Origin of the sequence: Nocardioides sp. (assembly GCF_031422975.1) — a bacterium.
GTDB lineage: Bacteria > Actinomycetota > Actinomycetes > Propionibacteriales > Nocardioidaceae > Nocardioides.
This window is the reverse complement of sequence record NZ_JANPEO010000427.1, coordinates 1-5,762: the sequence shown is the minus strand read 5'-3', so window position 1 is coordinate 5,762 and position 5,762 is coordinate 1. Positions and strand designations below refer to the sequence as shown.

General features: G+C 68.2%; 7 protein-coding genes. 1 reads left to right on the top strand and 6 read right to left on the bottom strand.

All coding sequences use genetic code 11. The features are described 5' to 3' along the window. Positions 1–16: 16 nt before the first annotated feature. Positions 17–1,051 (bottom strand): IS110 family transposase, encoded by a 1,035-nt coding sequence (locus RMO85_RS12895; protein ID WP_310529127.1) that lies wholly within the window; start codon positions 1,049–1,051, stop codon positions 17–19. Between the two features lie 301 nt (positions 1,052–1,352). Between RMO85_RS12895 and RMO85_RS12890 the strand changes: the two genes are divergently transcribed. Next, positions 1,353–2,561 carry an IS110 family transposase gene (locus tag RMO85_RS12890; protein WP_310529126.1) on the top strand — a complete coding sequence of 403 codons (1,209 nt, stop codon included), beginning with the start codon at positions 1,353–1,355 and terminating at the stop codon, positions 2,559–2,561. Between the two features lie 410 nt (positions 2,562–2,971). Here RMO85_RS12890 and RMO85_RS12885 read toward each other — a convergent pair whose 3' ends face one another. The 5 genes from RMO85_RS12885 to cbiQ form a co-directional block, all read right to left on the bottom strand. After that, the gene (locus RMO85_RS12885) at positions 2,972–3,475 is read right to left on the bottom strand and encodes a pyridoxamine 5'-phosphate oxidase family protein (RefSeq protein ID WP_310529125.1); all 504 of its coding nucleotides are present in this window, start codon (positions 3,473–3,475) and stop codon (positions 2,972–2,974) included. A gap of 191 nt (positions 3,476–3,666) precedes the next feature. Beyond that, a complete protein-coding gene (locus tag RMO85_RS12880; protein WP_310529128.1) occupies positions 3,667–3,966 on the bottom strand; it encodes a co-chaperone GroES in 300 nt (99 codons plus the stop codon). A gap of 52 nt (positions 3,967–4,018) precedes the next feature. Continuing rightward, positions 4,019–4,267: a DUF3618 domain-containing protein gene (locus tag RMO85_RS12875; RefSeq protein ID WP_310529124.1), complete on the bottom strand. Its 249-nt coding sequence runs from the start codon at positions 4,265–4,267 to the stop codon at positions 4,019–4,021. Beyond that, positions 4,264–5,019: an ABC transporter ATP-binding protein gene (locus tag RMO85_RS12870; RefSeq protein WP_310529122.1), complete on the bottom strand. Its 756-nt coding sequence runs from the start codon at positions 5,017–5,019 to the stop codon at positions 4,264–4,266. Before RMO85_RS12870 ends, RMO85_RS12875 begins: the two co-directional genes overlap by 4 nt. Beyond that, positions 5,016–5,660 carry a cobalt ECF transporter T component CbiQ gene (gene cbiQ / locus RMO85_RS12865; RefSeq protein ID WP_310529121.1) on the bottom strand — a complete coding sequence of 215 codons (645 nt, stop codon included), beginning with the start codon at positions 5,658–5,660 and terminating at the stop codon, positions 5,016–5,018. Before cbiQ ends, RMO85_RS12870 begins: the two co-directional genes overlap by 4 nt. Positions 5,661–5,762 lie beyond the last annotated feature (102 nt).

Below are 5,762 nucleotides of genomic sequence, written 5' to 3'. Positions count from 1 at the left end.
AGAGCGCCTCTGTGTGTCAAGCGGCCTGAAGTTGGAGCCGTTCGTGGTCGGCCAGGACACGACGGTAGACGGCGTTGGTGATGCGTCGTTTCAGGCTGCGGCGGGCTTCCTTGACGGTCTTGTGTTCGGCGATCTTTCGTCGGTAGTGGTCACGTCCCGGGCCGGGGTCGCGTGCTTGGGTGATGGCGGCGACGTGGATGGCTGCGTTGAGCTGGCGGTTGCCTCGCCTCGACAGTCGGTGGGTCTCCTGGTCGCCGCTGGACACGTCAATGGGCGCGGTGCCGGCGTAGCTGGCGTAGTGCTCTTGGTTGGGGAAGCGCTCAATGTCGCCGGTCAGCGCGAGGATCTTCGCGGCGGTCAGGAACCCGATGCCCTGGATTTCGGTGAGCGTGGTGCCGCTTGCGGTGACTGCTGCCCGCAACTGCTTCTCGAGTTCCTTGATGGATGCTTCGTGGCGTTTGAGGTCGCGCACGACGTCACGAGCGATCTGCTTGCGCTGGTGGTCGGCTGCGGTCACGGGACGGATCTTGTTCAGCAATGCCGAGGCGTCAGTAGAGCTGAGGCGGACTTCGGCGCCACCGGGGTGCAGGTCGCGGAGTAGGACGTGAAGTCGGTTGATCCACCGGGTGTGCTCGGCGACCAGGTCATCGCGGCGCTCGGTAAGCAGTCGCATGATGATGGTGTGGTTCTCGAGCTGGACGCGGTTGAGGCGCCGGTTGTGCAGCGCGACGGTGGCGACTGAAATAGCGTCGGCGACGTCGGTCTTGCGGGCGCTGCTCGAGCCCAACAGGCGTGCTCGCGCCGCTAGTTTCGCCGGCACATCGAGGACGAGCTCACCGGCGGTGACGAGCTGCTGAGCGATGCCGCGTCCTAGTCCGGTAGCTCCTTCGACTGCCCACTGGCGCTCGGGCCACTGGGCAGCCCAAGCAAGGATCGCGGACGGGGTGCTCTTGTCCACGACGAGTCGAATCGGTGGATGGGTTTGACCGTCGGGGCGGACCGCTACCGCGGTCAGCGAGCTCTTGTGCGGGTCGATGCCAATCGTGATCACTAGATGCCTTTCCTCGCTGGAATGGTGGAGGACCGCGGCGGGCAACCTGACTTCTGGATCGATCACGCCTCTGCTGAGCCACACCGCGGCGGGTGTCGGCCGGGTACGCACGCTCTTGATGAGCCAGCCCGGAGGCGGCAAGGGGACTTGCGAGCCACCCCGAACCGACACCCTCGACACCGTAGGGCTGCAGGCCCGTGATGTCTGGGTCCAGTAGACAAGTCAGGGGTCTGCCCAGCTCGTAGTAGCAATGCCCACCTCGTCGTCCAACTGGTTCCTAGCCACAGACGAGGTGGAGCAGATGAGCAGCAAGAAGAAGGGCGTGATTATCGGGGTCGATCCCCACAAGATGTCGGTGACGATCGAGGTCGTCGACGACTGTGAGCACCTCCTCGGCACCGGTCGGTTCGACACCAACAACACCGGTTACGCCGACATGAGGCGGTACGTGAAGCAGTGGCCCGACCGCATCTGGGCCGTCGAGGGAGCCAACGGCGCCGGCCGTCCGCTGGCCCAAAGGCTCGTCGCCGCCTGCGAGCAGGTGCTCGACGTGCCGGCCAAGCTCGCCGCCCGGGTACGGCTCTTCGACACCGGCCACAACCGCAAGACCGACGCCCTGGACGCGCACTCGATCGCCGTCGTCGCGGTCCGCACCGAAGGCCTTCGGGTCGTGGCCGACGACGGCGAGCTCGAGGCGCTTCGGATGCTCACCGATCGTCGCGACGAGCTGGCCCGCCAACGGGTCCAGACCGTCAACCGGCTGCAGCGCCTGCTGAGTGAGCTGCTGCCTGGCCAGCGCAAGCGCGACCTGTCCGCCACCCAGGCCAAGGCCATGCTGGCAACCGTGCGACCCCGCGACATCGCCGGCAAGACCCGTCGGCGGATGGCCGCCGAGGAGATCGCCGACCTCGTCGCGCTCGACGCCAAGCTGAAGAAGATCAAGGCTGAACTCAAGGCCGCAGTCCTCGAGCGTGGCTCAGCACTGATGGACCTCTACGGCGTCGGCCCGGCAGGTGCCGCCCGGACCTTGGCCGACGTCGGCGATGTGGCCCGATTTGCTGACCGTAACCGGTTCGCGTCCTGGACCGGGACCGCACCCCTGGACGCCTCCTCCGGGGAGCAGAACCGCCACCGGCTCTCACGTGCCGAGAACCGGCGGATGAACCACGTCCTGCACGTCGCCGCGGTCGTGCAGATCCGTCACGACACCGAGGGCCGTGCCTACTACCGGCGCAAGCTTGCCGCCGGCAAGACACCGATGGAAGCGCTGCGGTGTCTCAAGCGGCGCCTGTCCGACGTCGTCTACCGCCAGCTCATCGCCGACGCCGGGCTCACCCAGCAGCCGGAAGAGGCGGGTCCGGGAGGGCACTGCGGGGCGACACTTCAATCCAGCGCGGCCGACTCGCACCCGCTCATCGACACTTCGGATCAGCCACTTCCCGGACCCGCGAAGCCGACGCTACGCCGACGACCAGCCGGTCGGAAGACCCTCACTCCAACCGCTCCTTGACACAGAGGGGTACCAGATCCGGGCACCGCAGTGTCGCCATCAGCTCACAGGCACGCGGCCCAGATCGCCCGAAGGAGCACATCGTTCGATCGGTCAACTTGTGAGAACTTTCCATACTCCGTTAAAGCGCCGGCTTCGCCGGGCGCGGACGCACCTGCGGGCGGCCCTGCGGGCCGTCCTCGCCGCGACCATGAAGACGACAAACGACGAGCGGCGAGCAGAACCACGCTTTACGCCACGCCCATCACGCGGAAACTGGCCGTTTCGGCCGATCTCTCTCACGCTGCTGGCGCGTCGTCCATGCAGGTCAGGCACTATATGGCGTCCTCCGGGAACGCTGCCGAAATCGCGCGGCGGTTTTCAGCGGGTTCGGGGTTCGAGTCCCAGCTGGCGTACATCACGACGAAGCGTCACGACTCCTGGGTCGACGCGGCCGTGGTGCCGCCCAGCTCGATGGCCGGAAGGCCGAGCTTGCGGTGGTCCCACGTCCGGGTGCGCTCGACGTCGAGGCGCACGACCACGCGGTTGTGCATCATCAGCTCGAGGAACGGCCGGAGCTCCGGGGTGTACGGCGCGTTGTAGCGCTCGAAGATCTGCAGACACACGCGCTCCAGCAGGACCGGGTCGTCGCCGATGACGAGTCCCCGCCCCTCCATCGAGACACCACGCAACCGGTCGTAGGTGTGACCGGCCTCGACCAGGAACGTCAGCCGGTCGTCGCGGCGCAGGTTGCGCACCTTCTGCGACTTCAGCTTCGTCTCGAACCAGACGTGGCCGTCGAACCACGCGTACCACATGCCCACGAGGTGGATCTGGCCCCGCGGACCGAGGGTGGCCACCGTCGAGCTGCGCTGCTGGGTCAAGAAGGTGTCGATCTCGGTGTCGTCCATGACGATCGCGTCGCGCTGCTTCACGCGCGCCACCCTAGGGCGTTCGAGGCGGACTCGGGGGCGGACGGCCCGCACGAGCGGGGGCATCGGCGCAGGCCGCCCACCGGTGTAGCGGCGTTCATGGGGGTAACGTCGCGACCTCGCCATCCTCACCCCGTCGGGGTCGGCCTGGCTAGGGCTGGGACGAGATCCCCCCAATTTCTGCGCGAACCTCGTCAGAGGTAGAGGCCGGTGGAGCCCGCCTCGAGCCGCTCGGCCGCCACCGCGTGCACGTCACGCTCGCGCATCACGAGGTAGACGTCGCCCTGCACCTCGACCTCGGACTTGTCCTCGGGGTCGAACAGCACCCGGTCACCGACCTCGACGGCACGCGCGTGCGGGCCGACGGCGATGACTCGCGACCACTGCAGGCGACGGGCTCCCATCGCAGCCGTGGCGGGGATGACGATGCCGCCTGACGAACGACGCTCACCCGCGTCGCGGTCGAGCTCGACCAGGAGACGGTCATGCAGCATCTTGATGGCTGCGGCGCCCGCGGAGCTGCTCACGACTGGCTCGGACCCGCGATCAGCGGGTGATCTTGCGGATGATCGCGAACAGCACGATCACGCCGACCACGCCGCCGGCCACCTTGAGGATGTTGTCGGTGCGCGGGGCACCGGACTCGAGGTCGACGAAGTGCGACTTCACCGACGTCACCTCGCGACCCACGATCGTCTTGGGGTTGGCGCGGTAGGTGAGCTGGTCGATCGTGCTGGCGAGCCGCTGACGCGTCTGTTCGATCTCGCGCTCGAGCGCGCTCAGTTCGTTGGTCACGTCGGAAGGTTACCAACCGTGTGCGGATCGAATCCCCACGGCAGTTCCAGCCGGTGGGCAGCCATCAGCGGCCCATCGGTGAGCACGTCGAGGGTCTGTCCGTCGGCCACGACCACCCCGTCGCTGAGCACCACCGAGCGGGGGCAGAGCTCGAGGGCATAGGGCAGGTCGTGCGTCACCATCAGCACCGTCACATCGAGGCTGCGCAGGATGTCGGCGAGCTCGCGGCGACTGGCGGGGTCGAGGTTGGAGCTGGGCTCGTCGAGCACCAGGATCTCCGGCTCCATCGCCAGCACCGTGGCCATGGCCACCCGCCGGCGTTGGCCGAAGGAGAGGTGGTGGGGTGGTCGGTCGGCGAAGTCGGCCATCGCGACCAGGTCGAGCGCGTGCATGACGCGCCTGTCGAGGGCGGCGCCCCTCAGGCCGAGGTTGGCGGGACCGAACGCGACGTCCTGGCGCACGCTGCCGAGGAAGAGCTGGTCGTCGGGGTCCTGGAACACGATGCCGACCCGGCGCCGGATCTCCTGGAGATTCGGCTTCCGGACCGGGAGACCGCTGACGGTCACCGAGCCGGCACCCGCGCTGAGGATGCCGTTGAGGTGCAGCACCAGGGTGGTCTTGCCGGCGCCGTTGGGCCCGAGCAGCGCGACCCGCTCCCCCTGGTGCACGTGCAGGTCGACGCCGAAGAGCGCCTGATGGCCGTCGGGGTAGGCGAAGGCGAGGCCCCGCACCTCCAGGACCGGGGTGCTCATCTCGGCAACGTTCCCGTGTAGCCGCGCGACAGCATCGCCAGGTGCACGCGCTCGCCGCGCTCGTAGGAGCGGATGAAGAGGGCGCCCATGGCGCGCGCCAGCGTCGGCCAGTGCCGGGGCGATCGCGGGTCGCACCCGCGCGAGCGCATCGCGACCAGCATCCGCGACAGCTCCCCGGTGACAACGTCGAGGTAGCGGATCATGAACCCCATGATCTGGACGATCAGGTCGGGCATCCGGAGGCGTTCGAGGCCGCGGAGGACGTCCTGCGGCTCGGTGGTGGCGGCCAGCGTGAGCGAGGCCAGGATGCCGATGGAGCCCTTGACCAGCAGGGTGAGGCCGGCGTGCAGCCCGGGCTCGGAGACCGCGATGCCGAGGATCTCGGTCCGTGGCCCGGCGGAGATGAAGGGCATCAGCAGGGCAAACACCGCGAAAGGAACCTCGATCACCATGCGCGGCGCGAGGTAGCCCGGGGGCACGCGGGAGAGGCCGATGACCACGAAGAGCGCGAGCGCCTCGACCACGAACGCCGGCCACCAGGTGCGCGGCGTCGCGACCACGACGAGCATGAAACACACCAGCGCCACCAGCTTGAGATGCGCGGGCGCGCGATGGATCGGACTGTGGCCGTGGAAGTGCATCCGGTGACCGTGACCGGCACCCACGTCAGTCGCCCGATCCGGAGGTGTCGGGGCGCTCGTCGCGGCGACGCAGCATCCAGAACAGCCCGCCACCGATCAGCC

Excerpts from the sequence above, each read along its gene's own strand:
- RMO85_RS12890 (WP_310529126.1), top strand. The coding sequence starts at position 1,353 with ATGAGCAGCAAGAAGAAGGGCGTGATTATCGGGGTCGATCCCCACAAG.
- RMO85_RS12880 (WP_310529128.1), bottom strand. The coding sequence starts at position 3,966 with ATGCTGCATGACCGTCTCCTGGTCGAGCTCGACCGCGACGCGGGTGAG.
- RMO85_RS12870 (WP_310529122.1), bottom strand. The coding sequence starts at position 5,019 with ATGAGCACCCCGGTCCTGGAGGTGCGGGGCCTCGCCTTCGCCTACCCC.
- cbiQ (WP_310529121.1), bottom strand. The coding sequence starts at position 5,660 with ATGCACTTCCACGGCCACAGTCCGATCCATCGCGCGCCCGCGCATCTC.